We start from the raw sequence: 22,847 nt of genomic DNA on the forward strand, positions 1-22,847 counted from the left end.
CCAATGCGTGACTGTGCGTGCACGTCAGCTCAAGCGCTGCCTGGGGAGGATTGCCGTGCCTGAGGCAGATGGATCGTGAAGATCGCCCCTTGTCCGGGCGGAGAGGCCACCTCGATTCGGCCTCCATGGGCCTCGATCACTGCCCGAGCCAGGGAGAGGCCGAGTCCCGTTCCACGCTGCTCCTGTCGGGTGGTGAAGAAGCGGTCGAAGACGTGCGGCAAATCGGCGGGGGAGATTCCGGGGCCGCTGTCGCTCACCGTCACCAGGGCTACGCTGGATTGCAGCCGCGCCTCCACCTGGACCCATCCGCCCGGACCGGCAAACGAAGCGGCGTTGTCCAGGAGATTGCGGAAGGCTGATTCCAATCGGTGTCCGACGCCGGCGACCTCGATGGCCGAGGGGGCCTGCAGCTTCACCGTCAAGGAGGGATGGCGCGAGTCCTCCCCCACGTTGCGACAAAGCGCTCCGAGCAGCGTCACCAGCGCGACGGGCTCGCGTTGCTCGTTGTGAAGACCGGCTTCGGCCCGGGCCAGCTCGAGCAACTGGCTGACCAGGCCGTCCAGGCGGACGGCGCTCTGATGGAGGACACCGGCCAGACGCTGAAGGCGCTCCGTCTCGCCTGGGCGCGTCTCTGGAAGCCGCTCGGCACAGGCGCGGATGGCAGCCACCGGGTTCTTGAGCTCGTGCGCGAGGTCGGCGAGGAAGGCCTCGTTGTTGCGGTTGCGCTCCGCCAGCGCGGTCAGGACGGTGTTGAACGCGTCCGCCAGGTCCCCCAGCTCGTCCTTTCGGCCGATGTCGATGCCCGCTCGGGGCACCGCCTCGTTTGCTCGACGAAGCACTTCGCTCCGCAGCCGTTCGACGGGCGTCACCAATTGCGCGGACGTCCACCAGCCGAGCAGGATGGCCAGCGCGGCGGCGAACAGTGCCAGCTTGATGAGGTGGCGGGTCGACTGGAAGTGCACGGTGAGCGAACGCCGAGAGCTGCCCTGAACGTGAATGAGTCGCGTGGACCGCTCCCCCATTGTGGGCACCCAGGCGGCGGCCGCGCAGATGTACAGGTTGCCCGCGTTGTAGAAGTAGCACTGGCTGGACGGTGCATCCTCCGCCGCCTGGGCAACCTCGGCCCGCGCCAGCAGCGGTCCGCGCTCGGCCTCCCACGCCCGCTGCGCCTCTTTCTTGTCGGGGCCATACAACTGGTCCACCAGCCACTCGCTCCAGGGGCTCTGGTCCCACGCGTCCTGGGTGAAGACCGTCCGCCCTTCGCGGGTGACGACTCGGACGTGCTGCGCTCGGGCGGGCGCGAGCGCAGCGGCCGCCTCCCTCACTTCGTCGTCGGAAGCGCCGCTCCTGTATCGTTCAGCGAGCTCGCGAGCCGTGGCGGCTGCCCGGTCATGCGCACGGTTGCCCAGGGCGCGTTCCACCGAGTGCGAGGCAATCACTACCGCGAGAGGACAAAGCACTCCGGCCAGCGCGATGGCCGCCGAGCGGTTGCGCAGCGTGCGACGGGGCGCGGTCAGCGGTCTCGCCATCGATAGCCCATGCCGATGACTGTCTCGATCCAGTCGAACCCCGGGTGGACCGCCTCGAGCTTCCGCCGCAGCCGCCGCACATAGGTGTCGATGAGGCGATCCACGACCACGCAATCGTCATCGCGGATTTGCTTGAGCAGTTGCTCCCGGGTGAAGAGGACGCCGGGCCGCCGTGCCATCGCCTCGACCAGGCGGAATTCGGTCACCGTCAGCTGGACGGGCACGCCTGCATAGCGACATTCCAGGCGCTCCGGGTCCAGCGAGAGCTCGCCCTGGACCAGCGGCTTCTGGCGAGCCTGTGCCCCTTTGCGCAGCTCGTCGCGCCGTAGCAGGGCGTGGATCCGTGCCAGCAGAATGCGGGTGCTGAACGGCTTGCTGATGTAATCGTCGGCCCCCAGCTCGAGCCCGAGCGCCTCGTCCACCTCGTTGTCCCGCGAGGTCAGCAGGATGAGCGGGGTATCATCGCCGGACTCGCGCAGCTTGCGGCAGAGCGCGAAGCCGTCCAGCCTCGGCATGTTCACGTCGCTGATGATGAGGCTGGCTCTGGACCGGGTGTGGCTACGAAGCCCCTCCTGCCCGTCCCTGGCGCGGACAACCGTATGCCCGGCGTCTTCGATGGCCAGGGACACCACCTCGAGGAGGGCGGGGTCGTCGTCAATCAGGAGAAGCGTGGACATCGGCGGTCACTCTAGCGGCCCAGCCGGCGGGAGGAAAACGTGACCGCGACGTTTCACACACGTTTCACACGGCGTTGAAACGGGTGCCGCAACGGCTCGGCAGTTTGTCGGCCATGACCCTCTCTCGACGCGAGCTGTTGGCAGGTGGCGCGGCCACCACGCTGTTGTTTCATCCAGGGCGGGCCCTGGCGAGCGGACCCGGGTTCCAGGTCGAGCAGGTGGAGCTGGAGGTTCCGACCCTCGAGCCGGAGCACGATGGGCTGCGGGTGGCTCAGTTGTCGGACATCCATACCGGGCGGTTGACTCCAGATGGGCGGGTGATCGGTGCGGTCCGGCAGGTGAACGCGCTCGCGCCGGATGTCGTGCTGCTCACCGGAGACTACGTCACCTGGCGCTGCGACGCTCCCGAGCGCATGGCGGAGCTCCTGAAGGGAATCACTGCGCCGACGGTGGCGGTGCTCGGCAATCACGACCACTGGACTCATCCCGAGCGGATCCAGCGTGGGCTGGAGGGCTGTGGCTATGCCGTCCTGCGCAACCACAACACCACCCTGACGCTCCGAGGGCGGCCCGTCACCTTCCTGGGAGTGGACGATGGAAACAGTCGGCACGATGACGTGCTGGCCACCTGGCGTGGAGCGCCTGCCAGCGGAACCCGGCTGGTCTTGACGCATACCCCGAGCACGTTCCGGAAGCTGGAGCCCAACATGGGGCTCGCCTGCTTTTCGGGACATACCCACGGTGGCCAGTGGGTAGTGCCGGGCCTGACGAAAGCGGCTCTAGGCATCGCCGGGGAGCGGTACATGCGTGGGGAGTACCGCGACCGAGGCAACGTGCTCTACGTGAACCGGGGACTGGGGTCAGGACGGGGCGGAATACTCCCGCGACTGGGCTCGGAGCCGGAGCTGACCTTGTTCACGCTGCGCCGACCGACAGGCACGTAAATATGCTCCGACGCTCGCCAAAGACTTCGTGAACGCTCCACTGGCTTGCGCCGTGAATACTCCATTAGCGTGCGCCCTTTCACGAGGAGACGCCGTGTACTTTCCGGACATGGGTGAGGAGTGCCAGGTGGGCAGGGGACCCGAGGTGCGCGCAGTGGGATGGCTCGACATCGCGCACCCATTCACGAGGGGAGCAGTGGAGCCATCCTTCGTGGAGGCACTTCAACAGCATGTGAAGACCGCCTGGGCGCCCTTCGCCGCAGCCGGGCCACACTTCTGTCAGTTCTGCCCGACAGGACCCGGGCAACGTCCCGCGGGTGGAGCCGGCAACGTGTGGATTCCCTCCGCGCACCATCTCTTCATCGCGCCGGAGCTCATCGTCCATTACATCACCGCCCACGGCTATCGCCCGCCGGACACGTTCATCGAGGCGGTGCTCGCGTGCCCACCCCAGAAGTCCCCGGAGTACATCGAACGGCTCCGCCCCTTCTACACGCGTGTCTACCCGGGCGCGGACCTGCCAATCCCTTGACGGGAACGCGCACCTCCAGAATGAGTTTGAGGCAGGTCCGAAGGGGATGGCGTCACTTCTCGTCTGACTGACCGACGTTGATCTTCGGTCGTGCCTCGGGGTCTACCAGACCGATGTTGGCCCGAGGCTCCCCCGGCGGCGGCTCGAAGACAGCCAGCAAATGGACATCATTGAGCACAACGCTACCAGGGCTGTGGTCCACCTTCGCAGGGTCCACGATGGAATTTGGATACACGACACCCTCACGCGTCGGAATCCCATACACCTCCTCCCATACGCTGGCCGCAGCCCCGCAGATGGGCAACCAGGAGCCATCAGGCAGCTGGATCCGGTCGAACTGGACATAGACACGCATCCGGGTGGTCGCCACCACTTCGCCGGCCAGGATGAGAGTCTTTTCCGGCTCATAGTTCGCGAACATCCGGGCCTTGATGGGGCCTGGTTTGATGTTGACGGAACCTCCCTTTTCAATCGGCTCGGCCGAGGCCAGGGTGACCCCCAGAAGATCGGCGTTGTACACGTACGGGGCTTCCAGCCCCAGCTTCTTGGGCGTAGCTCGCGCCTCGGGTGGGCATCGGTCGAGATAGCCGACGGGATCCGGCCGCACCGCGGGCGTGGTCACACATCCGACGAGCTGGGCAATGGCCGCTCCCAGCACGGCACGGAGCACGGTGCACGTGCGTGAGGGAACCTCGGAGGTGTCGGGGGAGGAAGGGTCACGGGTGGGCTGCTGGGTGGGCTGCACAGGCTGCGGTCCTTGTTCAGAGGGCACCGGAGGAACCGGTGCGGTAGGCTCCACGGGATGGCTGGCTTCATTCAGCCAGGGAATCCCCTCCGCGCGGAGCAGACCCCACATTACTAGCCCGAGCAGCCCAAACCCGAGCACCAGCGCCAGGAGCGCCTTCCGCCGGTGGCCCACTCGGCTCGGCTCGCGCACGCCTCGCTCCGGCGACTCGCCCACCTTGACGCGCTCCGCGAGCGACACCGAGGGCTTCCGCCAGGAAGCCGTGTCCCCCTCCTCCGCCCGCAGCCGCTCCAGCTCCTCGCGCACGGCTCGGGCGCTCGGGGGACGCCTCCCGGGATCCTTCGCCAGCAGTCGCATGGCCAGGGCGGCCAGGGAGGAGGGAGCCTCGGGGTCATGCTGTCGGGGCTCGGTGGGCGAGAGGGTAACGATGGCCAGCAGCAGTTGATCCAGCGGCAGCTTCGGGTCGAAGGGATGGCACCCCGTGAGCGCCTCGTAGAGGAGGATGCCCACGGCATACAGGTCCGCGGAGGGGTGGGCCTCGAAGCGGGCCCCCTTCTCGAGGACCTCCTTCCCCATCAGGAAGCGGATGGCCTCGGGCGGCTGACAGTAGATCGTGCCGGGAGCCAGCCCCTCCGTGAGCGGGCGCGCGCATGGCAGGTGAACGGCTCCGAAGTCGATGAGGAAGGGCCGGTCATCGCCCTCTCGCACCAGCACGTTGTCGGCCTTGATGTCACGGTGACAAACCCCGTGCTCATGCAGCGCCTCCAACGCGCATAGCACCTCGCACAGCACCCCCACCCACTGGTACGGCGTGGCCCTCACGCGCTGACGCCACTCGTGGAAGGTGTCACCCGGGATGTGGTCCGTGACGAAGAAGGAGTAGCCCGTCCGCGGGTGAGGCCATCGCCCCATCTCGTGGACGGGCAGCAGGTTGGGGTGCGCCAGGTGCTCCAACGAGGCCGCCTCGCGACGCATCCAGCCGTCCACGTGGTCCTCGGTCGCATCCGAAGCCGGTTGCAGCGCTATCTTCATGGCGTAGAGGCTGCCCTCGTGCTCCGCCAGGAAAACGAGGGAGAAACCGCCGGTGCCCACACGGCGGAGCAGGCGGTACTCCCGCACGCGGTCTCCCGGACGAAGCTGGTTGGGATGCAGGGCCTTGCTCATGGCGTCGCCTTCGTGAGCCCCAAAGGCCACGAAAGAGTGCTCTCCGGTCTTCCCTCCTCCTGAACTACGACTTCCAATCGAACGGAGCCTGCCGGGAGGGCGGCCACGAGGCTGTGATGCCGGTGGGTGAGCGGCTTCGCGGAGGGAGCGGACAAGGGAGCGGACATACGAAGCACGGGCAGCACGACGGAAGCGCCATCCTCCAACATGGCTCGCAACCGGACCTGCTTCCAATCCTGGTCGGATGGCCCAGGGCCCCGGGTGGACAGTGTGATGAAAGCGTGCGGACCCATCCGCAAGATGGATTCGACCCGCACATCGACGTTTCCGCTCCGCAACATCCGATCCGGCAAGGCCAGCACGACCTGTCCTTCCGGCGCGGCATTGAGGAGGCGGGCCACATCGCCCACTCCATCCTCACCACTGACGGGGGCCCGGAGACGGACGAGCCGTACCTCCGCATCCACCTCGCCGCGTCGGGTGACGAGAGAGAGCTGGAGGGAGTCGCCCGACTGCAAGGGCACGGTGAGCGGTAGGCGCTCGCCCTCGGAGAGATCGGCGGCGGCAAGGACGATGAACGAGGACCCGTCCACCGGGACGAGCCGGACGCGCCCGGTCTCGTCCTGGAGCCTCGGACCACCGGAACCCAGAGGCACGTCGACGGTGACGATGGTGGCGTTGCCACCCGCGACGCGTAGCTCGGAGCTCGCCTCGCCAGGAGTCGCGGAGACATGGACGGTGCGCGTTCGAGACACGCGCCCGGAGGGCGGCCCACGCGCGGCGGCCGGGATGGAGAAGAAGAGGAGCGGCACGAGGAGAGCAGCCCAGGAGACGGAGCGCACGCGGAGCCTTGGAGAGGGCGCTCACGCTAGCCGGGGCCATGGCGGGCGGACAAGCACTGGCTTACGCACGCGGTCATGCGGATGAACGTGACTTCTGGAATCTCCTGCGGTATGCGGGAGTGACCAAGGAGGTAGCATTGACTCTCCCGTTCCTCGTGACACACGTTCCCCAACATCCGCGCCGCCTGCCCCTTCTTTCTCTCATCACGGGCTTCCTGCTGGCCCTGCCCCTGGCCGCCGAGGCACGGGTCCCCATCGATTCCCTGCCCCAGGGATGGAAGCCGGATGCGCTCGAGCTCAAGCTCTACGAACAGCCCCCCGCCTCCCAGAAGGAGGTGCGGGTGACGAAAGGATTCCTGACGGTCGTGGAGCTGAAGGATGGGAAGCTCGATTTCGAGCGGACCACGCTGGAGGGAGCCAGCGGGCGCATCCATCTGGACCAGCAGTACGGCAACCGGCTGCTGCTGGATGTGGACGCTCAGTTACAACCGGGCGAGCGCCTTCCCTTGTCCGTGGCCTACCAGGACGGAGCGCGCCTGGAGCTGACGCTGGTACGGGGCGACCTGAGCACGCACCTGAGTGTGGATGTCTATCGGCGGCCTCCGCCCACGCAGGAGGAGCAGGAAGCCTCGCTGGCGGAGACGTTGGCCGGCTTCGCCGTGGACTACGAGCGGCACCTCTTGAGACGGGGCGAGATGACCTGCGTTCCCGAGGAGCAGGAGACGCCGCGCGCCGGTCCCAGCGCCCCCACGGAGTCCCGCTTCCGCTGCGAACCCGTGCCCCACGAGTGCGGCATGAAGCTCCCCTCGTGGCTGCACCGGCGAGAGTCGGTGGGCCGCTTCACCATCAACGGCAAGGAGGGAGGCGGAGGCGAGGTGGGCATGCTGGGCAACAGCATCGTCTACCAGATGCATCTCCAGACAGTGGTGCTGATCTCCGTCTTCAACCTGGACCCCGAGCGGCGCTGGCAGCCGGGTGAGTACGCACTGCGGAAGGAGTCCACGGGCGAGGCGGTGCGCTTGCGCGCCGTGCAGGCGGAGGTGCCCGGGGAGGGCGTGGAATTCGGCGCGGTGGGGCTGATGAGCTTCGTGATCGACACGCCCCACTCCAGCACCGAGCGCTACGTCTTGGAGGTGCTCGAGAAGGACGGCGGCTCGAGGAGGATTCGCGTGGAGGGGATGACCTTCGGGTGGCCCCTCCTGAACGAGGGCACCCAGAATGAGAACGATTGACTCCCCTTCCATGGCATGCAGGCTGCGCCTTCGAGGAGGCGTTCCCATGCCCCGCATCGAGATCACCGAGTTCCGCCCGCAGCACGCGAAGGAGTTGCTGGCCCTCATCGTCGGCATCCAGCGCGAGGAGTTCGGGGTTGCCATCACCGCCGAGCAGCAGCCAGACCTTCGAGACATCCCGGGCTTCTACCAGCGTGGCAGCGGCAACTTCTGGGTGGCCTTGGCCTCGGGACGGGTGGTGGGGACGATCGCACTGCTCGACATCGGCGAGGGACAGGCGGCGCTGCGCAAGATGTTCGTCGCCCAGGACTTCCGGGGGCGCGAGGCGGGCACCGCGGCGGTGCTCCTGGCCACGCTGCTGGCGTGGGCCGAGCGCAAGGGCGTGCGGGAGATCTTCCTCGGCACCACCGAGAAGTTCCTCGCCGCCCACCGCTTCTACGAGAAGAACGGCTTCGTCGAGGTGCCACGCTCCGGTCTGCCCGAGCGCTTCCCGGTGATGCACGTGGACACGAAGTTCTACCGGCGCCCGTGAAGGCACCGGAAGCCGGCACGGCTCCCGGCTCCGGCGGTACGTGATGAGCGGTACCGCCGGAACCGGATGATCGCGTGCCTCAGCGCTTGCGCGCGGTTTCCTTCTGCTCGAGCTGGACGATCTCCTCCACCACGTGCGGCTCGGCCAGCGTGGTGATGTCACCCAGGCTGTCCATCTGGCCCTCGGCCACCTTGCGCAGAATCCGGCGCATGATCTTCCCCGAGCGCGTCTTCGGCAGGCCCGACACCACGCGGATGCGATCCGGTGTGGCCAGCGGTCCGATGATGCGGCGCACCTGCTCCTTGAGCGCGCCCACCAGCTGCTCCGGGCTCATGTCCTGCCCGGTGGGCTTCACCGTCACGTACGCGCAGATGCCTGTGCCCTTGATGTCGTGCGGGAAGCCCACCACGGCGGCCTCGGCCACCGCCTCGTGCGCCACCAGCGCGCTTTCAATCTCCGCCGTGCCCAGCCGGTGGCCGGACACGTTGAGCACGTCGTCCACGCGGCCGGTAATCCAGTAGTAGCCGTCCTCGTCGCGGCGGCAGCCGTCACCCGTGAAGTACATGCCCGGGTACGCGGAGAAGTACGTCTCGCGGAAGCGCCGGTGGTCTCCCCAGATGGTGCGGGCCTGGCCGGGCCAGGAGCGCTTGAGGCACAGGTTGCCGGAGACGCCATTGCCCTCGATGACGGTGCCCTTCTCGTCCACCAGCACCGGCTCGATGCCGAAGAACGGCAGTGTGGCGCTGCCGGGCTTGGTGGGCGTGGCGCCGGGCAGCGGGGTGATGAGGATTCCGCCCGTCTCCGTCTGCCACCAGGTGTCCACCACGTCGCAGCGGCCCTCGCCCACCACGTCGTGATACCAGCGCCACACCTCGGGGTTGATGGGCTCGCCCACGCTGCCGAGAATCCGCAGGCTCTTGCGCGAGGACTTCTTCACCCACGGGTCTCCCTCGCGGATGAGCGCGCGCAGCGCCGTGGGGGACGTGTAGATGATGGTCGCCTTCAGGTCATCCACCACGTTCCACAACCGGCTCGCGTCCGGGTACATCGGCGTGGACTCGAAGATGACCGTCGTCACGCCGTTCGCCAGCGGGCCGTAGATGAGGTAGCTGTGGCCGGTAATCCAACCCACGTCGGCGGTGCAGAAGAAGACGTCGTCCGGGCGTGTGTCGAAGACGTACTCGTGCGTCATCGACGCGTACACGAGGTAGCCGGCGGTGGTGTGCAGCACGCCCTTGGGCTTCCCGGTGCTGCCCGAGGTGTAGAGGATGAAGAGCGGATCCTCGCTGGACATCCACTCCACCGGACAGGTGGAGCGGTGCTTCACCATCTCGTCCTCGAGGACCTTGTCGCGGCCGGCCTTCATGGCCACTTCCGTGTCGGTACGGCGGCTGACGAGCACCGTCTCCACCTGGGTGAGGCCCTCGAGCGCCTGGTCCACGATGGACTTGAGGGCCACGGCCTTGGGCCCGCGCGGCGCCTCATTGGCGGTGACGACGACGCGCGCCCCCGAGTCGAGGATGCGATCCCTCAGCGACTCGGCGGAGAAGCCGGCGAACACCACCGAGTGCACCGCGCCGATGCGCGCGCACGCCAGCATGGTGTAGGCCACCGCGGGCGTCATGGGCATGTAGATGCAGACGCGATCGCCCTTCTGCACGCCGTGCGCCTTGAGCACGTTGGCCACGCGCGCCACCTGGTGCTTGAGCTCGCGGAAGGTGATGCGCTGGTATTGCCCCGGCTCGTTGGCGGCCCAGATGATGGCCACCTTGTCCGGATGCGTTTGTAGATGCCGGTCCACCGCGTTGTGACAGGCATTGAGCCGGCCACCGCCATACCAGGAGAAGTCCACCTCGCGCATGTCCGCGTCGAACACGTTCTGAGGCGGGTGGAACCAGTCGAGCCGCTTCGCCTGCTCACCCCAGAAACCGCTGGGGTCCTCGAGGCTCTGACGGTACAGGCGCTGGTACTCCTCGAGGCTCTTCACGCGAGCGCGCGCGGTGATGGGCTCCTTCGGCGCAATAAGCATGGTGTCTCCCCCAGGGGTCGGGATGTTGGATGGAGGGCTCCCAGGCAAGCGTCATGCCCCTTGAGGAACCCTCGTGCTTCCGGAGGGTTGCATGACAGATGCGGCGCGTCGAGGCGTCACGTGAGGAAACGTGCGTTACCTTCCGTAACATAGGAGCCCATGACGCACCGTCCCATGAGAGCCCGGCCATGAAGCCCTTCCTCCGCGTCCACGCCCTGCGGCTGCGCAACAGCTGGAAGTTCATGCTCGGGGTGGCCGTGCTCGCCACCGCGAGCGCGGTGCTCTGTCAGAAGTACGACTTGCTACGGATGAGCGACGCCGAGCTCGGCGCCTATGACCAGGGCCTCACCTTCTTCACCGGGGGCCACCCGCGCTCGCGGGAGGTGGTCATCGTCGGCATCGACGACAAGACACTGCAGGGCATCCGCGACAACGAGCAGTACGTGCGCAACTACGGCGTCTATCCCTACTCGCGCAACCTGTGGGCGCGCGTCTTCGAGCACCTCGTGGACGAGGGAGCCCGGGCCATCGTGTTCGACGGTGTGATGGACGAGCGGGGCACCGACGAGAGCAACGACCTCGCGCTGGCGCAGGTGCTGGAGGAGCGAGGCATCCCGCTCACGCTCGGCTTCAGCATCAACGCGGGCCAGCCCGCCCTGCCCCGGGTCGAGCCCGTCAACCGCGTCCCCCAGCGGCCCCTGCCCGCCCCCGTTGCGGACGTACGTCCCGCCAGCGCGGAGGGTGAGGAGCTCACCGAGGTGGTGCCCGCGGGTGGCGCCACCGGGGACGAGTTCGTCGAGACCGAAGGGCCTCCGCCCCTGACGCCGGAGGAAGTGGCGCGGGCTCTTGCCTTCCCCGTGCACCACCCCGGCCTGTCCCTGCCGACGCTGGAGCAGCGCTCGGACGACGCGGGTGCCCGGCTCATGCGCCACCCCGTGCATCCCCTCCCCGGCCTGGTGCGCACCGCGCCGGGTTTCGGGCTCGTCCTCCAGGAGCAGGACGAGGACGGGCGGCTGCGCCGCACCCGCTTCGCGTACTCGGACGGGACCAACACCTACGCCACGCTGTCACTGGCGGCGGCGGCGGACATCCTCGGCGCGGAGCGGGTCGAGCTGGCGCCCGGGAGGCTGAAGATCGGCCCCCGCGAGCTACGCATCAACCCGGACGGCAGCGCCGAGCTGGATTTCGGCGGTACGTGGAAGGAGCGCTTCGAAGCGCTGAGCGTGTACGCGGTGCTGGAGGACTGGGCCCGCCGCAAGGAGCATCAGACGAAGGGGACGCCCTATGCGCCCGTCATCCCCGCGGGCACGTTCCGCGACAAGGTGGTGCTCGTGGGCGGACTGTCGGTGGGCACCGCCGATGTGAAGGCCACGCCCTTCCAGAGCGACGCTCCGGGTCTCGTCAAACACGCGGTGATGCTGGAGACGCTCCTGTCCGGCGGCTTCATCACCGAGGCCCCCTTCTGGGTGTCCCTCCTGCTCACCTTCGGGGTGGCGCTCTTCTCTGTGTCGCTCATCACGCTCGTGCGCGCGCCCCTGCTGGAGATCGCCTGGCCGCTGCTGCTCTTCTTCGGACTCTTCCTCGTCACGGGCGTGTTCCTCGAGCACGGCCGGGTGCACGTCCTGAGCGCCATGCCCATCTACGCGGGAGAGTTCGCCTCGCTGTCGGCGGTGGCCTTCAACCACATGTTCGCCAACCGGGAGCGCGAGCGCCTGCGCCTGGCCTTCAACCGGTTCCTGGACAAGACGCTGGTGGATCAGCTCGTGGAGCAGCAGAAGCTGCCCTCGCTGGAAGGAGAGACGCGCGACATCACCGCCTTCTTCTCCGACATCCGCGGCTTCTCCTCCTTCAGCGAGCGCTTCAAGGATGACCCCAAGGCACTGGGGGCACTGCTCAACCGCTACCTCACGCGGGTCAGCTCGGTGCTGATGGCGCATGGGGCGTGCCTGGACAAGTACATCGGCGACGCGGTGGTGTGCCTCTTCGGCGCGCCCCTGGACATGCCGGACCACGCGGTGCGTGCCTGCCACGCGGCGCTCGCCGTGCGCGCCGAGGTGGATGCCCTGCGCGCCGAGCTCCAGAAGGAAGGCCTGCCGGACGTCTATACCCGCATCGGTCTCAACTCCGCGGAGATGTTCGTGGGGAACTTCGGCAGCGAGCACCTGCTCGACTACACCGCCATTGGCGACGGGATGAACCTGGCCTCCCGGCTGGAGGGCGCCAACAAGGCCTACGGCTCGGTCATCATGATCGGCCCGCGCACGTACGAGATGGCGCGCGAGCACATCGAAGCGCGGGAGCTGGACCGGGTGAAGGTGGCGGGCAAGGAGGAAGCGGTGACCGTGTATGAGCTGCTGGCGCGCGCTGGAGAGCTGCCCGCGGCGAAGCGCGCCACCGTGGAGCGCTACCACCAGGCACTCGCGCTCTACCGCGGGGCCCGCTTCGAAGAGGCGGCCGGCGTGCTGGAGCAGGCGCTCGCGGCGGACGCGGAGGATGGTCCCAGCCGTGCGCTCCTTGCGCGGTGCAGGCGTTATGCATTGAATCCCCCACCCCTCCCCTTCGACGGGGTGGTGAGCCTGGAGAAGTAACCGTGAGCCTCGAGAGATTTCCCGCGTTGCTCGTGCTGGCGTGTCTGGCCACCAGTAGTGCGGCCCTGGCCGTCCCTGCTGGGGGCAAGCTGTACGTCAAGGCGAAGAACACCCATGTGAAGTCCTCGAACAAACCCACCGCGGACACACTCGTGGTGTTGCAACCCGGCAAGGAGGTGACGTTCAACGGCCGCGAGGGCTCCACCCCCTGGTGCAAGGTGACGGTGCCCGCGGACAAGAAGGGCGCCATCCAGGGGTTCATCTACCAGGCCAACCTCTCCGTCTCGCCGCCCTCGCTGGAGGTCACCAGCAAGAACCCAGGCAAGCCGCTGTCTCCCGAGGCGTTCGCTTCCTCGGGCGCGGCCGTCAAGGCGCTGGGGCCCGGGGCCATCGAGTACGGCAAGTCCCTGGACCGGCCCGAGAGCGTCCGGCAGCTCATGGACCTCGAGTCGCTCGCGGCCTCCATCACGGAGACGCAGGTGGCCGAGTACGCCCGCGCGGGCGGGCTGCCCGAGGTGGTGGGCCGTCCCGAGGTGGCGAGCCGCGCCGCCGCGAAGCCCGGCCAGACCCCGACGAAGAAGAACGGAGACAAGTGATGGACCGGCGCCGGGTGACGACATTCGTGGTGGGACTGGTGCTGGGGGGACTTCCGGGCTGCGCCGCCGTCCAGCAGCTCGCGATCAACTCCGGTGGCGAGTTGGGGCAGTACGCGAAGGAGAAGGCGGAGGCGGATCGCCGCGCCGACGAGATGCAGAAGGACTGCGACGCGCTGAAGGCCCGCGCCATCACCTTCGAGGAGGAGACCGCGTTTGGCGGCGCGGTGAGCGTCAACTGGGTGAGCCAGGGTGGAGGGCTCACCCGGCGGACGGACGCCCGGGCGCTGCACCTGCAGCTCAACAAGATCGGCAAGAACCTCGCGGCCCAGTCCAGCCGGCCCAACCTCCCCTGGACGTTCGGGGTCCTCCAGTCCGAGGGCGTCAACGCGGTGAGCGGGCCGGGCGGTTACGTCTTCGTGTCCGAGGGGCTGCTCTCGCGGCTGGACAACGAGGCCCAGCTCGCGGGCGTGCTGGCGCATGAGATCGCTCACATCACGGGCAAGCACGCGATGCGCGAGTACCAGGCGTATCTCGTGGACCAGTGCGAGGATGCGGTGGGAGCCGAGCGGTCCCGGCCCCTGAAGCAGGCCGCGCAAAACCAGGTGGAGCAGCTCGGGCGCAAGGTGGGGGGACTCGGACAGCTGATACCCGCCGGTGAGCTGCGGAGCCTGTTCAATCAACTGGCCAACCGTTCCAACTTCAACTTCGACAAGTTGAGCAAGGGGGCCATCCAGGCCATCACGAACGGTTTCGTCGCGCGCATCACCGAGAAGGGATTCGGCGAGGAGGACGAGTACGCCGCCGACGCCGAGGCCGTGGAGCTGATGGCCTCCGCGGGTTACGCCCCCGCGGAGTACGTGGCCTTCCTCGCGAAGCTGCCGGACAAGGGGCTCTCCACCGAGCATCCGCGCAAGGACAAGCGGCAGGAGCGGCTGCGCAAGCAGTTGGCGACGTGGAGCGAGCGCTCCCCGAAGGACGAGTTCACCACGTCCGTGGACCTGTCCCAGACGAAGGTGGTGCCCCTGCGAGACGCGCTCCAGGCGGGCCGGACGGGCACCGCCACGCGAGGGAACTAAACATCCGGTGGCCGCCGCGAAGGTGCGGCGCGTTCACTGCATGACGGTGGTGGAGGTGCCGGCGAACCCGCGCGTCGGGCGAGGAGCTCCATGGGACCAACGCGCCCACCCAGCTGGGCGAGGACGTGTCCCACGGCTGCATCCGCCACGACAACGCGGCCATCATCACCCTCTTCGATGCCCTCCAGGTGGGGGATTGGGTTGCCGTCGTCAACACCCTGCGTGATCCCCACCTGGGTCCGCCGGCTTCCGCTCCCGGAAACGCGCCCGACCTCACGGGAGCAGTGGCCTCGCGCAAGTAGCTGATGGGAACATGCCCGCCATGAACACTCCCATGCGGGTGAAGATGGCGGCCGATGGCCCCGAGGTTTCCCGGTTGGCCTATGGCGTATGGCGACTGTTGAATGATCCCCAGGGCGCGGATGTCCAGCGCGTCCTGGCGAAGATCCAGACGTGTCTCGACTGCGGCATCACCACCTTCGACCATGCCGACATCTACGGCGGCTACGGCGTCGAGGAGGTCTTTGGTGCCGCGTTGCGAGCCAACCCCGGGCTGCGGCAACGGATGGAGCTGGTGACCAAGTGCGGCATCATGCTGGTGAACCCAGCGCGGCCTGGAAACCGGCTCAAGCACTACGACTATTCGCGACAGCACATCGTCGAGTCCGTGGAGCGCTCGCTGCGCAACCTGGCCACGGACTACCTGGACGTGCTGCTGCTGCACCGGCCCAGCCCGCTGCTGGACCCGCACGAGGTGGCTGAAGCGCTGCGGTCGCTGGTGGAGCAGGGCAAGGTGCGCCACGTGGGCGTGTCCAACTTCACCCCGGCGCAGTTCGACATGCTGGCCAGCTGGCTCTCCGTGTCGCTGGTGACAAACCAGGTGGAGCTCCACCCGCTTCGGCTCGAACCCTTCCTTGATGGGACGCTCGACCAGTGCCTGCAACGGCGGATCTCTCCCATGGCCTGGTCACCGCTCGCGGGAGGGCGGCTGATGCATGGCGAGGGTGAGGCCGAGAGGCGCGTCCGCGCCGTGCTGGTGGAGCTGGGGCGCAAATACGGGGCGGACCTGGACCAGCTGCTCTACGCATGGCTGCTGCGGCACCCCTCGCGCATCATTCCGGTGCTGGGCACGAACCAGCTCGAGCGCATCACCTCGGCGGCTCGCGCGCTCTCGCTGCCGTTGGAGTTGCAGGACTGGTTCGCGGTGTGGAGCGCCTCCACCGGGGCCGAGGTGCCTTGAGGGCCGGGCCTGTCCGTCATCCATCGGCGCCATCGTGGGCGAGTTCGTCGCTGGCGCCTCCGAGGACGCCGCGGGACTGGGCATCCTCGTGCTGATCGCCTACCGTCAGCCCTGCACGGAGCTGTTGTTCGCTGCGGTGCTGGCGGCCTCGGTGCTGGGCCTGGTGTTGTTCGGGAGGGAATACACGTGAAAGGACGCCTCGTTGGACTGCTGGGCTGTGCGGTGCTTCTCGCGGTAGCGGGGGCCTGCTCGCGTCAGAAGGAAGAGCCCAAGCCGGCTCCCCAACCCGCCACGGCAGCCAGCACCCCACAGCCGACTCCGACGAAGGTGAAGCTGGCGCTCAACTGGGTGCCAGAGCCCGAGTTCGGCGGCTTCTACGCGGCCCGCGAGACGGGGGCCTTCACCCGCCACGGGTTCGACCTGGAGCTCATGGGCGGCGGGGCCGGCGTGCCGGTGATGCAGATGGTGGTCAGCGGGCAGGTGGAGTTCGGCATCGCGGGAGCGGATGAGCTCCTCACCGCGCGGATCCGAGGCATGGATGTGCTACCGCTGTTCGCGGTGTACCAGACGTCACCGCAGGCCATCATGGCCCACGTCTCCCGAGGAGCGAAGGGCATCGCGGACGTGCTGAAGTCGGGCACGGTAGCGCTGGAGTCAGGCCTTCCGTACGCGGCCTTTCTCAAGAAGAAGTATGGCTTCGACAAGGTGAAGGTGATGCCCTACGACGGAGGCGTGGCGCGCTTCGTGGTGGACAAGGACTTCGCGCAGCAATGCTTCATCACCTCGGAGCCCATCGCCGCGAAGCGGCAGGGAGCCCAGCCCACGGTGTTCCTGGTGGCGGACGAGGGCTTCAATCCCTACGGGACCGTGGTCTTCACCCGGCGGCAGGTATGGAAGGAGCAGCCCGAGCGGGTGAAGTCCTTCGTGGAGGCGGTGCGCGAGGGGTGGCGGGCGTACCTGGACACCCCGGGGCCGGCCAACGCGGTCATGGGCAAGCTGAACACGACGATGGACGCGGAGACGTTCGCGGCGGCGGCCGAGGCTCAGAAGCCCCTCATCGAGACCGAGGAGACGAAGGCCCGAGGGCTTGGGACGATGAGTCGCGAGCGCTGGGAGCACCTGGGTCAGCAGCTCGTGGAGCTGGGCGTCATCGAGAAGGCCCCGCCGGTGGACGAGTACCTGCTGCCGGAGTTCATGGGCGCCGCGACCGCTCCGCACTGAGCCCCAGCCAGGCATCAAAACGAACCACCCATGCCTGGGCTACCGGCTCTGTCAGTCGAGCTGATGCTCCGGCGTGCCGCTGACCGTCACGGGAGGAAGATCGAGCGTGGCGAGCTGTGACGGCGTCTGCGCCATCGCGTGCACCTCGCTGCTGAAGCTGCGGAGCGAGTGCCCCACGTCCTCGCAGACCCGCTTCAGACTGGTCGCCGAGTGCAGGCTGATATGTCCGTTGCGCGGGCTGGCGTACCACCAGTCGCCTTCAAGGCGCTCCGGGCGGATGAGCGTCGAGAAAACGCAGACGCCGCCTCGGGAGAGTCTGGCCAGTTCGAAGAACAGCCGGCGCTGGTCGGGCACGTGCTCGACCACCTCGAAGCAGGTCACAAGGTCGAAGGACCCAGCGGGCTTCCCGCTCGAGTCATAGAAGGGGTCCCAGTTCACCGCGTCGATACCCACTGCTCGCAGGCTGTGTGCCAGCAAGCCCTCGCCCCCGCCGTAATCCAGGACACGCATGCCTGGCCGCGCGAACCGCGCCACCCACGCCGCGAGCCTCGTCGGCCGCTCGAACGCGAATGGCGGGTCCGCCAAACCAAACTCCTCGTTGTAGATGCGCCGCTTGAACGTCTGGGGCTCCCAGCCGTGGAGTTCGGGGGCCCACAAGAAGCCACAGCCCAAGCACTCGACGTACGAGATGCGCCCCTCGTTGGCAGGGTACAGGCGTCGACCTTCGAAGTAGCAGTTGCACGAGACGTTGAACTCTTTTCGGAGCACCTCGCGGGCATCGGCGGCGCGGCAGATGGGGCACAAAAGGGGCATGGCACGTGCGTGCATGTTCCTCGGGTTGTAAGTCGGCCAGGCGAGCGAAAACAATCCGCGGCGCCCTCCTCGGCCCCTCCGCCTGTGTCAATGGACGTGTCAATTGACACGTCAGGATCGCGGCCGGATGGGCTTATCTTTCCCAGCACGGGCTCGCTCCCATTGGCACGGTTCCAGCAACGCCAACTGAGGGCGGGCGCTTGAGTGATGCAGGGAAAGACAGGGTGGAGACGTGAAGAATCTCGTGGTCGGCCTTGGCAACAGCGTACACGACAGCGCGATTGCGCTCTGTTCGGATGACGGGGTGTTCGCCGAAGCGTTCGAGCGGCATGTGCAGGTGAAGCGGGCGGTTGGCTGCGCGGGCCTGTTCTCATCGTGGCGACCACTCCGAGCGGCTCTGCGCCATGTCGGCATCGACACCGCGGCCCTTCGGCGCGCTTCCCTCCGGACCTCGTGGCAGCTCGGCGATGACGACTTCGACGTCCTGCGTCGTACGCTGTCGCGCGCAGGCACCGACAATGGCTTCACCGCCATGGTCGCCGGCGGCGCCGCCTGGGACTCCACGACCGAGATCCAGCTCGGCTGGCTCCTGCGGGGCGAGTTCCCTCATGTCTACCCGCCACTCGGGGAAGTGCCGCCCTCCAGCCCGGGCGTGTCGCTACGCGCCGCCGTGCCCCGCATCGAGCCCGTCGAGCTCGACCGTGCCGCCGTGCCACACCACCTGGCGCACGCAGCCAACGCGGTCTACACGTCACCCTTTGACCGCTGTGTGGCGCTCGTCATCGACGGCGCGGGCGAGCGCTCGAGCATCAACGTGTTCTCGTTCGCCGACAACACCTTCCAGTCCGTGTCGTCGACGGACGCCAGCCACAGCCTCGGCCTCCTTTACAGCGCCGTCACCCAGCTGTGTGGCTTCCAGTACTGGGAAGGCGAGGAGTGGAAGGTGATGGGCATGGCGGCGCATGGTCATCGCGTGCCTGAGCTGTACCGGTTCTTCCACGATCGCACCCACGTCGACGGCCCCCAGGTGAGGCTCGCCTTGGGCCCGTCGTGGATCGACGAGCTGTCCGCGCTGCTTCGTCCCGGGCGCGGCGAGGCCGGCGTCCTCCAGGCGGCGAACCTGGCGCGCTCGTTCCAGGACTATTTCGCTGACACCCTCGTGGCGCTCGTGAAGAACGTGCATGCCCTGGGGATCTCCGACGATCTTGCCTACAGCGGCGGCTGCGCCCTCAACTCGGCGGCGAACGGGCGCATCGTGCGCGAGACCGGGTTTCGCCGGCTCCACGTGCCAAGCGCCCCGGCCGACGACGGCAACGCGCTCGGCGCCGCGCTGTACGAGCGCCATGCGGTGCGGCGCATCCCCCGGAAGCCGGCGATCGCCTCACCCTATCTCGGCACCACGATCGATCTCGACGAGCTCGAGCGCGCGTTGTCGTTCGCGACGTTCGACGCCGTCCGCATCGACGACGAGCAGGAGCTGTGCGACCGCACCGCCGCGGCCCTCGCTCGAGGCGAGATTATCGGATGGATCCAAGGGCGCGCTGAGTTCGGGCCTCGCGCCCTCGGGAACCGCTCGATTCTCGCCGACCCGCGGCGCGGAGACATGCGCGACATCATCAACCGGCGCGTGAAGTTCCGCGAGCAGTACCGTCCGCTGGCGCCGGCGATCCTGCACGAGCACGGCGAGCGGTTCTTTCAGGGCTACGAGGAGAGCCCGTACATGGAGCGAGCGCTCCCCTTCCGAGAAGAAGTGAAGGCGCTCGTTCCCGCGGTGGTGCATCTCGACGGTACCGGGCGGTTGCAATCCGTCACGCGGGAGAGGAACGCCCTCTTCCACGCGCTGCTCAGCGCGTTCGAGCGTCACACGGGCATTCCCATGCTCGTCAACACCTCCTACAACGTCATGGGCAAGCCGATCTCCCACAGCGCGACCGATGTATTGACGGTCTTCGCCACGACCGGGCTCCACGCCCTCGTCGTAGGCCCGTGGTGGATCCGCAAGCGCGCATGACTCTTCAGCGCCGTTGGGGCCGTGGTCTTCCTGAGGGCTTCCCCGTCACCCAAACGTGACACGGCGAGGCAGGGATTCGGCCCTTTCCTGTCTCGACATTCTGCTTTGACTCGAATTGCTTCATATTCCTCAAATGCTTGTTTCGCAAACATTTATAGGATGCATTGATTTACCTAAAAAACACGCTATAAGGAGCCCCACTTCCTCCGGGAAGGAATCATCAGCGCAGGACAAGGAGAGGCTCCGAATGAAGCGCATCATCCCAACTGCCTTCACCGCCCTGGCCCTGTGGGGCTGCGGCAACACCAGCAACACTCCCGTCATCTCCTCGCGTGAAGTAGGCGCGGGGGCCGAGCAGGCCGCCGCCGTCCAGCGCGCCGCGGCCGAGGTCCTGGGCCAGAAGTTCGAGGTAGGTGGAGTCGAGGAGCTGCAGGCGCGCGCGGTCATCGAGGATGACACCGGCGCGACGCACGTCCGGTTCGACCGCACCTTCCAGGGCCTGCGCGTGCTGGGCGGCGACTTCGTGGTGCACAGCAACACGGACGGCGTGACCGAGTTCAGCGTGGCCAACACCCTCTCCCTCAAGGGCGTGGAGAGCAAGGCCCACTTCGATGGCGCGGCGGCCTCGGTGCTGGCCCAGGCGGCCTTCACCGGCGTGAAGCTGGATTCCTCCAGCGCCGAGCTGGTGGTGGACGCGCTCGAGGGCCGTGCTGCGGCGCTGGCCTACGAGGTCATCCTCGAGGGCCTCCAGGCGGACGGCACGCCCAGCGAGCTGCACGTGCTGGTGGATGCGCGCACCGGCGCCATCCGGGGACAGTGGGAGGGCATCGAGACGGCGGCCGCCGTTGGCACCGGCAACTCGCTCTACTCGGGCACGGTGAGCATCAACACCAACTCGGTCTCTGGCGGCTACGAGCTGCGCGACACGACGCGCGGCAAGGGCTTCTACACGACCGGGACCGGCATCACCACCGACGCGGACAACGTCTGGGGCAACGGCACCACCAGCAACGCCCAGTCGGCGGCGGTGGACGCGCACTATGGCATCCAGGTCACCTACGACTACTACTTCAACACCCACGGCCGTAACGGCATCGATGGCGCGGGCGGCGCCGGCTACAACACCGTGCACTACGGCACGAAGTACAACAACGCCTTCTGGTCCGACAGCTGCTTCTGCATGACCTACGGCGACGGCGACGGCACCACCTTCACGCCGCTCACCGCGCTGGACGTGGCCGGCCATGAGATGACCCACGGCGTGACGAGCCGCACCGCCAAGCTCGTCTACTCCGGCGAGTCCGGCGGCCTGAACGAGGCCACCAGCGACATCTTCGGCACCCTGGTGGAGTACTACGCCAACAACGCGAACGACCCGGGCGACTACATCATCGGCGAGGAGATCTACACCCCGGCCAAGGCGGGTGACGGCCTGCGCTACATGTACAACCCCTCGCTGGACGGCAAGTCGGCCAACTGCTGGTCCAGCAGCGTCGGCTCGCTGGACGTGCACTACTCCAGCGGCGTGGCCAACCACTTCTTCTACCTGCTGGCCGAGGGCTCCAAGCCCGCCAGCGGTCCGGCGAGCCCCACCTGCAACGGCGCGACCGTCACGGGCATCGGCCGCGCGGCCGCGGGGAAGATCTGGTACCGCGCCCTCACGGTGTACATGACGTCCTCGACGAAGTACGCGGCGGCCCGCACGGCCACCCTCAACGCCGCGAAGGACCTCTACGGCTCGGGTAGCACGCAGTACAACGCCGTGGCCGCGGCCTGGACCGCGGTCAGCGTGAACTAGCCGCGAGGCCCCGCGCGCCACACGGACGCGTGGAGCCACCTGGGCCGGTCCGGGAGTCTCCGGGCCGGCCCTTCGTCATTGCGGGGCGCGTGTCAGAGAATCTTGCGGAAGGCGTACAGCACCCGCTCGAAGAGCTTCTGCCACAGGGGGCGGCGGCGGAACTGCACCAGGTCCACCTCCCGGCAGCTCTGGCAGTCCCCGCGGAAGGACTCCTCCAGCAGACGTCCCAGCCGCGGGTCCGCGAAGACGGCGTTCACCTCGTGGTTGAAGAGCAGCGACAGCCGCTCGAGGTTGAACGAGCCGATGGTGCCCCACGCCCCGTCCACCACCGCCGTCTTGGCGTGCAGCACGCAGCGCTCCCACTCGAAGATGCGGACGCCCGCGGTGAGCAGCTTCTCGTAGAAGGCGCGCGTGGCGTGCACCAGCCAGGGGTGGTCGCCCTTCGAGTTGAGCAGCAGGCTCACCTCCACCCCGCGCTGGGCGGCCTCGCGCAACGCGGCCACCATCTTCCGATCCGGGATGAAGTAGGCGGCCGCCACCAGCACGCTGCGCTTCGCGCGGGAGATGGCGTGCAGGTAGGCGCGGTGGATGCTCCGGCGGCTGGAGAGCACCGCCAGGCTCACCTCTCCCTTGCGCTGCAGCGCGGACTGCTGCCGCCGGCGCCGCGTCTCGCGCCAGGAGCGGAACCGGTCCTGGAAGGCCATGCGCCAGGTGGCCACGAAGCGGCGCTCCAGCTCGTACACGGCCGGCCCTTCCACCCGCAGCACGTCATCGCGCCAGGCACCGCCCTCTCCCTCGGGGGCCCAGTGGGCGGAGATGTTCACGCCGCCAATGAAGGCCACCTCTCCGTCCACCGCCAGAATCTTCCGGTGGTCTCGCCGCAGCAGGTGTCTCAGACCCCGGCCGAGGCTGCTGAAGGGTTTGAAGGGGCGGATGTCCACCCCGCGAGCACGCAGGGCCTCGAAGAAACCCCGCCGGCTCGTCCAGGAGCCCAACGCGTCGTAGAGCACCTTCACGTGCACGCCGCGCTCGGCCGCCTCCGCCAGCGCCTCGCCGAACAGCTCACCCACCGCGTCGGAGATGAACATGTACGTCTCGAGGTGGATGGAGCGGCGGGCACCCCGGAGGGCCGCCAGCATGGCCGGGTAGGCCTCCACCCCATCGCGCAGCAGCTGACAGGCATTGCCCCGCAGCAGCGAGTGCGAGCGAGGCAGGTAGTACCGGGCGAGCAGCGTGGAGGAGACGTGGAGGCTCCACACGGGCTCATGGGCAGGCGGG

19 protein-coding genes and 1 pseudogene are annotated in these 22,847 nt (G+C 67.9%); 13 read left to right on the forward strand and 7 right to left on the reverse strand.

What is annotated here, in order from left to right; all coding sequences use genetic code 11:
• Positions 1–29 precede the first annotated feature (29 nt).
• Both DAT35_RS09000 and DAT35_RS09005 read right to left on the reverse strand, forming a co-directional pair.
• Complete coding sequence (locus DAT35_RS09000) at positions 30–1,529, reverse strand: HAMP domain-containing sensor histidine kinase (RefSeq protein WP_108066530.1); 1,500 nt, start codon at positions 1,527–1,529, stop codon at positions 30–32.
• On the reverse strand, positions 1,514–2,206 hold the full coding sequence (locus tag DAT35_RS09005) for a response regulator transcription factor (RefSeq protein ID WP_108066531.1): 693 nt from the start codon (positions 2,204–2,206) through the stop codon (positions 1,514–1,516). Before DAT35_RS09005 ends, DAT35_RS09000 begins: the two co-directional genes overlap by 16 nt.
• Before the next feature lie 113 nt (positions 2,207–2,319).
• Here DAT35_RS09005 and DAT35_RS09010 point away from each other — a divergent pair, with 113 nt between their 5' ends.
• The gene (locus DAT35_RS09010) at positions 2,320–3,150 is read left to right on the forward strand and encodes a metallophosphoesterase (RefSeq protein ID WP_108066532.1); all 831 of its coding nucleotides are present in this window, start codon (positions 2,320–2,322) and stop codon (positions 3,148–3,150) included.
• 331 nt (positions 3,151–3,481) lie between these two features.
• Positions 3,482–3,682, forward strand: a complete 201-nt coding sequence (locus tag DAT35_RS58055; protein WP_146209646.1) for a hypothetical protein — start codon at positions 3,482–3,484, stop codon at positions 3,680–3,682.
• 52 nt (positions 3,683–3,734) lie between these two features.
• On the opposite strand, the gene DAT35_RS09020 is transcribed toward DAT35_RS58055, so the two are convergent.
• Positions 3,735–5,591 (reverse strand): serine/threonine-protein kinase, encoded by a 1,857-nt coding sequence (locus DAT35_RS09020; RefSeq protein ID WP_108066534.1) that lies wholly within the window; start codon positions 5,589–5,591, stop codon positions 3,735–3,737.
• On the reverse strand, positions 5,588–6,433 hold the full coding sequence (locus DAT35_RS09025) for a DUF2381 family protein (protein ID WP_108066535.1): 846 nt from the start codon (positions 6,431–6,433) through the stop codon (positions 5,588–5,590). The genes DAT35_RS09020 and DAT35_RS09025 overlap by 4 nt, the downstream gene beginning before the upstream one ends.
• 137 nt (positions 6,434–6,570) lie before the next feature.
• Between DAT35_RS09025 and DAT35_RS09030 the strand changes: the two genes are divergently transcribed.
• Both DAT35_RS09030 and DAT35_RS09035 read left to right on the forward strand, forming a co-directional pair.
• Complete coding sequence (locus DAT35_RS09030; protein WP_158501621.1) at positions 6,571–7,665, forward strand: DUF2381 family protein; 1,095 nt, start codon at positions 6,571–6,573, stop codon at positions 7,663–7,665.
• Positions 7,666–7,711: 46 nt separating this feature from the next.
• Positions 7,712–8,197, forward strand: a complete 486-nt coding sequence (locus DAT35_RS09035) for a GNAT family N-acetyltransferase (RefSeq protein WP_108066537.1) — start codon at positions 7,712–7,714, stop codon at positions 8,195–8,197.
• Positions 8,198–8,276: 79 nt separating this feature from the next.
• Here the strand turns inward: DAT35_RS09035 and acs are convergent, their stop codons facing one another.
• A complete protein-coding gene (gene acs / locus DAT35_RS09040) occupies positions 8,277–10,226 on the reverse strand; it encodes an acetate--CoA ligase (protein ID WP_108066538.1) in 1,950 nt (649 codons plus the stop codon).
• Between the two features lie 188 nt (positions 10,227–10,414).
• On the opposite strand from acs, the gene DAT35_RS09045 reads away from it, so the two are divergent.
• From DAT35_RS09045 to DAT35_RS09075, 7 genes and pseudogenes are all read left to right on the forward strand, one after another.
• Entirely contained in the window at positions 10,415–12,814 is a 2,400-nt protein-coding gene (locus tag DAT35_RS09045; RefSeq protein ID WP_108066539.1) for an adenylate/guanylate cyclase domain-containing protein, read from the forward strand.
• Positions 12,815–12,816: 2 nt separating this feature from the next.
• Positions 12,817–13,410, forward strand: coding sequence for a hypothetical protein (locus DAT35_RS09050; protein ID WP_108066540.1), 594 nt, complete (start codon positions 12,817–12,819; stop codon positions 13,408–13,410).
• Positions 13,410–14,486, forward strand: coding sequence for a M48 family metalloprotease (locus DAT35_RS09055; RefSeq protein ID WP_146209647.1), 1,077 nt, complete (start codon positions 13,410–13,412; stop codon positions 14,484–14,486). The genes DAT35_RS09050 and DAT35_RS09055 overlap by 1 nt, the downstream gene beginning before the upstream one ends.
• A gap of 71 nt (positions 14,487–14,557) precedes the next feature.
• Positions 14,558–14,788: pseudogene (locus DAT35_RS09060) on the forward strand (L,D-transpeptidase); the annotation flags it as partial.
• 20 nt (positions 14,789–14,808) lie between these two features.
• Positions 14,809–15,726 (forward strand): aldo/keto reductase family oxidoreductase, encoded by a 918-nt coding sequence (locus tag DAT35_RS09065; RefSeq protein WP_108066542.1) that lies wholly within the window; start codon positions 14,809–14,811, stop codon positions 15,724–15,726.
• A gap of 34 nt (positions 15,727–15,760) precedes the next feature.
• On the forward strand, positions 15,761–15,916 hold the full coding sequence (locus DAT35_RS09070; RefSeq protein WP_233261378.1) for a hypothetical protein: 156 nt from the start codon (positions 15,761–15,763) through the stop codon (positions 15,914–15,916).
• Positions 15,913–16,947, forward strand: a complete 1,035-nt coding sequence (locus DAT35_RS09075) for an ABC transporter substrate-binding protein (protein WP_108066543.1) — start codon at positions 15,913–15,915, stop codon at positions 16,945–16,947. Before DAT35_RS09070 ends, DAT35_RS09075 begins: the two co-directional genes overlap by 4 nt.
• Before the next feature lie 51 nt (positions 16,948–16,998).
• Here the strand turns inward: DAT35_RS09075 and DAT35_RS09080 are convergent, their stop codons facing one another.
• Positions 16,999–17,775, reverse strand: a complete 777-nt coding sequence (locus tag DAT35_RS09080) for a class I SAM-dependent methyltransferase (protein ID WP_108066544.1) — start codon at positions 17,773–17,775, stop codon at positions 16,999–17,001.
• Positions 17,776–17,992: 217 nt separating this feature from the next.
• Between DAT35_RS09080 and DAT35_RS09085 the strand changes: the two genes are divergently transcribed.
• Together DAT35_RS09085 and DAT35_RS09090 are read left to right on the forward strand one after the other, a co-directional pair.
• A complete protein-coding gene (locus DAT35_RS09085; protein WP_108066545.1) occupies positions 17,993–19,771 on the forward strand; it encodes a carbamoyltransferase C-terminal domain-containing protein in 1,779 nt (592 codons plus the stop codon).
• 247 nt (positions 19,772–20,018) lie between these two features.
• Positions 20,019–21,569, forward strand: a complete 1,551-nt coding sequence (locus DAT35_RS09090; RefSeq protein ID WP_108066546.1) for a M4 family metallopeptidase — start codon at positions 20,019–20,021, stop codon at positions 21,567–21,569.
• Between the two features lie 92 nt (positions 21,570–21,661).
• On the opposite strand, the gene DAT35_RS09095 is transcribed toward DAT35_RS09090, so the two are convergent.
• Positions 21,662–22,828 carry a phosphatidylserine/phosphatidylglycerophosphate/cardiolipin synthase family protein gene (locus DAT35_RS09095; protein WP_233261379.1) on the reverse strand — a complete coding sequence of 389 codons (1,167 nt, stop codon included), beginning with the start codon at positions 22,826–22,828 and terminating at the stop codon, positions 21,662–21,664.
• Positions 22,829–22,847: the final 19 nt, after the last annotated feature.

The sequence above is a fragment of the Vitiosangium sp. GDMCC 1.1324 genome, from assembly GCF_003044305.1.
Lineage (GTDB): Bacteria > Myxococcota > Myxococcia > Myxococcales > Myxococcaceae > Archangium.

Excerpts from the sequence above, each read along its gene's own strand:
- DAT35_RS09065 (WP_108066542.1), top strand. The coding sequence starts at position 14,809 with ATGAACACTCCCATGCGGGTGAAGATGGCGGCCGATGGCCCCGAGGTT.
- DAT35_RS09055 (WP_146209647.1), top strand. The coding sequence starts at position 13,410 with ATGGACCGGCGCCGGGTGACGACATTCGTGGTGGGACTGGTGCTGGGG.
- DAT35_RS09035 (WP_108066537.1), top strand. The coding sequence starts at position 7,712 with ATGCCCCGCATCGAGATCACCGAGTTCCGCCCGCAGCACGCGAAGGAG.
- DAT35_RS09080 (WP_108066544.1), bottom strand. The coding sequence starts at position 17,775 with ATGCACGCACGTGCCATGCCCCTTTTGTGCCCCATCTGCCGCGCCGCC.
- DAT35_RS09000 (WP_108066530.1), bottom strand. The coding sequence starts at position 1,529 with ATGGCGAGACCGCTGACCGCGCCCCGTCGCACGCTGCGCAACCGCTCG.
- DAT35_RS09090 (WP_108066546.1), top strand. The coding sequence starts at position 20,019 with ATGAAGCGCATCATCCCAACTGCCTTCACCGCCCTGGCCCTGTGGGGC.
- acs (WP_108066538.1), bottom strand. The coding sequence starts at position 10,226 with ATGCTTATTGCGCCGAAGGAGCCCATCACCGCGCGCGCTCGCGTGAAG.
- DAT35_RS09020 (WP_108066534.1), bottom strand. The coding sequence starts at position 5,591 with ATGAGCAAGGCCCTGCATCCCAACCAGCTTCGTCCGGGAGACCGCGTG.
- DAT35_RS09045 (WP_108066539.1), top strand. The coding sequence starts at position 10,415 with ATGAAGCCCTTCCTCCGCGTCCACGCCCTGCGGCTGCGCAACAGCTGG.
- DAT35_RS09005 (WP_108066531.1), bottom strand. The coding sequence starts at position 2,206 with ATGTCCACGCTTCTCCTGATTGACGACGACCCCGCCCTCCTCGAGGTG.
- DAT35_RS09010 (WP_108066532.1), top strand. The coding sequence starts at position 2,320 with ATGACCCTCTCTCGACGCGAGCTGTTGGCAGGTGGCGCGGCCACCACG.